This is a genomic window from Microcystis sp. LEGE 00066 (genome assembly GCF_015207925.1).
Taxonomy (GTDB): Bacteria; Cyanobacteriota; Cyanobacteriia; order Cyanobacteriales; family Microcystaceae; genus Microcystis; species Microcystis ichthyoblabe_A.
The window spans coordinates 1-3530 of sequence record NZ_JADEVX010000294.1; the positions used below are offsets into that span (position 1 = coordinate 1).

At 38.2% G+C, this 3530-nt stretch carries 1 protein-coding gene and 2 pseudogenes; 2 read left to right on the forward strand and 1 reads right to left on the reverse strand.

Annotation, left to right across the window (positions count from 1 at the left end; genetic code table 11):
* Positions 1-199: 199 nt before the first annotated feature.
* Positions 200-2266, reverse strand: a pseudogene (locus IQ224_RS22610) (N-6 DNA methylase); the annotation flags it as partial.
* 174 nt (positions 2267-2440) lie between these two features.
* Here IQ224_RS22610 and IQ224_RS22615 point away from each other — a divergent pair.
* Positions 2441-3157 (forward strand): DUF433 domain-containing protein, encoded by a 717-nt coding sequence (locus IQ224_RS22615; protein ID WP_084989841.1) that lies wholly within the window; start codon positions 2441-2443, stop codon positions 3155-3157.
* Positions 3154-3417: pseudogene (locus IQ224_RS22620) on the forward strand (hypothetical protein); the annotation flags it as partial. The gene IQ224_RS22615 and the pseudogene IQ224_RS22620, both read left to right, overlap by 4 nt.
* Between the last annotated feature and the right edge of the window lie 113 nt (positions 3418-3530).

Sequence of the window (3530 nt, forward strand, 5' to 3'; positions counted from 1 at the left end):
TCGCTCCATACCCCTTTTAATGCTATATATTCTCATTAACCCTTTTAACCTTTGAATTAATTTTAGTTATTATGTACTACTTTAATGGCTTTTTTGATCTGTGACAGTTGAGGGTGCGGAATGTGGGATTAAATCCCTTGCCAGATAAGGATTTAGTCGATTTATGCCCCCCTATCGAACCATACCAAGTAACGAAGAGCCTAAATAGATAAAAAGGAGAATCAGGTTGTAATTCTTGCCAAGAAGTAGAATAAAGATCATTTTCATCTAACCAATGATACTTACCACCGACAATAACTTGATTCTCAATCATCTCCCTTTTGCCCCATAAATCAGCATGATAAACTTTAGCTAAATTTGAAGAACCATTGTGATATTTAATAAAAATACCAATAGCTACACCTTGCTGAATATCAAACACATTTTGATCGGGTGAACCGTCTGGACAGATTTCTTTTTTCTTACTGTTGCCGTGTAAATCGAGAATATAAATATCATCAAAAGTTTTTAATAAACTTTGACGCATTCCCCGAAAAGTTGGGTTATCCAGATAACCATGATTAGTAACAAAAGCTAAAATTCCGTAACCAGTTTTCTCGATGCGCCATTGACTAAAGCGAATAAATTTTACATAATCATCATTTAACCATTTGGGATTTTTTTCGCCTAAAGGTTGCTCATCTACTTCAAAATAACTAGCAGTTTTTTCTCCAGAAATAATATCTTTTCCCTTCAATAATTCCTTAATCCATTCTCCTGTATTTACGGAATGTCCAGAGTAGGGAGGATTACCAATAATCACCATAACAGGATGTTCTTGCTTAACACCTTGCGCTGACTCTGCTTCATCGCGAATACGATTTAAAAAACCATCAGCAGGGGGAATTTGAAAAGCTTCCTGTAGGGTGTTGGTGAGATAGATTCCCAAGCGTTCATCGGCACTAAAATCATAGCCTAATTCCTGAAGTTGTAAACCCAATTTCATGTGTGCTACGGTGTAGGGAGCCATCAGTAATTCAAACCCAAAGAGACGGGGTAATAAATGTTTACTAACATAACTAGACCACATGCCTTTCTGTTGACGAAAACTATCATAGATATGGTCGATAACAGAGTGTAAAAAAGTGCCAGTTCCCACAGCAGGATCGAGGATTAAAACTTGGTGAACTTCCTGAGTTTCTTGGCTATCATTAGGATTTTTAATAGTAAGTTTTTTGGCATCGGTCAAACCTTTAGGAATCTGAAACTTATTTTTTAGAATATAGTCCACACTGCGAACCATGTAAGAAACGACGGGTTCAGGGGTATAATAAACCCCCCTAGACTCACGCATTTTACTATCGTATTCTGCTAAAAAAGTCTCATAAAAGTGAACCACAGGATCCTGCTTGCGCGTGCGTTTTCCAAAGCTGCCCAGAATCCCCTCCATGTCCGTTTGTTGTAAAATAGTGGCTAGAGTATCCACGGCCCAAGTAATCCGCTCATCTAATTCTGTACCAGCAATTTGATGAAAAATTCCCCGCAAAAAAGGGTTAGTTTTCGGGAGGCGAAATGCTGCCGTTTCCCTGGAAAAAGAACTTATTTGATCCGTATTACAGCGTGCTGCGAATAAACCATAACAGATTGTTTGTGCATACATATCGGCAAACTGCGCTTCATTGAGATCACTAATTAAAACTCGTTGAAAAGATTGCAATTGTTGCCGCAACATTCCCCCGCAATCTTGATCTTTTAAAGCTTGGCCGATTGCATCTCGAATTAACTGCGCTAAAGCGGCCATTTTTTTGGCTAATTCTCGCGGTGTTGTTATCTGAATAACTTTTGAGAGGAAAAATTGACAGAACAATTGTTCTACTTGTAAAATACCCTGGGAATCAGGTTTAATTTGCTTTTTTTGATTAAGACTTGCCACGGCAGCTGATAGACGCAATTCTCCCGATACATACCAACGAAATTCTAAATGATCGGTGATAATTAAATTACCCAAAGCCTGTAAATAACGTTTTATTTGGGGAGTATTTTCAACCTTTTTGAGAGAAGTTCCGATATCTTTTGCTTCCAGATGTCCAATTTCTACTATACCCTGATTAATCACAAAATCTGGAGCGCCACAAGCAATCCTTTTGGGTTCATTGAGAGCTTGTAGGTTATTATTTAGGGATTCAATTAATTTTTTTAAAGCAGGACGATAACTGTGTTCTGTGGCGTTACCCTGTTGATAAATGCCCGTGATTTCCTCTAGATATTTTGGCAGTGAATTACTCATTATCGTTGCGACATACAAACGTTCTTCTATAGATAAAATATAACCTCATTTAGCCCCAATGTCCACTGAGATGCCCTCATCCTGCTTTATCCCTCTCCTCAAGGATACCAAAATTAGCTAAAATGAAATGATAGGCGATAATCTCATCCCAACAACTTCACCAAAATATTAACGATGGTCAAAGCATCATCTCCCTTATCTCTAGAGCATCTCTATCATGTTCCCACCTACACTATAGCCGATACTGCGCGCTATCTCCATATTCCTTTGCCCACTCTGAGAACGTGGGTACGAGGACGCACCTACCCCACTAAAAAAGGACAAAAAGAGTTTTTACCCCTCATTCAACGACCTAATCCGAATATTCCGCAACTTTCCTTTACTAACTTAGTGGAAGCGCACGTTTTAAGAGTTATTCGCAAAGTTCATAACATCCCTCTCGATAAAGTTAGACTGGCCCTAGACTATATTAGTGAACAATTTAACACCGATCATCCTCTGGTTCAAAAACAATTTAGTACCGATGGAACTGACCTTTTTATTGAACAATTTGAACATTTAATTAATGCCTCACGTTCGGGACAATTGACGATGAAACAATTCTTAAATAATCTCTTAACTCGTATTGAATGGGATGAACAATATATCGCCACACGGCTTTTTCCCACTATCGACATAAATGGGGAAGACTTCAGCAATAAAGTCCTAAAGATAGACCCTAATATTTCCTTCGGAAACCCCGTGATCACAGGAACAGGAATTCCCACTAAAGTTGTCACAGAACTTTATGATGCGGGGGACTCTATAGAAGATATTGCCAATGATTATAATTGTCAACCTTGGCAAATTGAAAAAGCGATTTTATTCGAGTGCAATTGGCAAGCGGCATAACCTATCAATACACCTATTTTATAGACCGCGCTTTAGGAAAATCTATCGGTGAAGCTTTGCAAGAAATAGGGGTTAAAATTGAATTTCATCATGCCCATTTTGCCCCAGATACACCGGATACGGAGTGGCTACCTATTGTTAGTCAAAGAGGATGGATAGTATTAACTAAAGATGTAAACATTGGTAGAAATATTTTAGAAGTTCAACAGATAGCCCGTTATCAGGCTCAAGTATTTGTTCTAGTTTCTGGCAACTTGCCTGGGAGCATCCCAATTTTGCAATAAGTAGAAATGCTTAGAGACTAAAAACGTTAGCTAAGGCAAAATAAAGAGAAACAATTAAACGGTAGAATCATGAATACAGACCAAAAAGA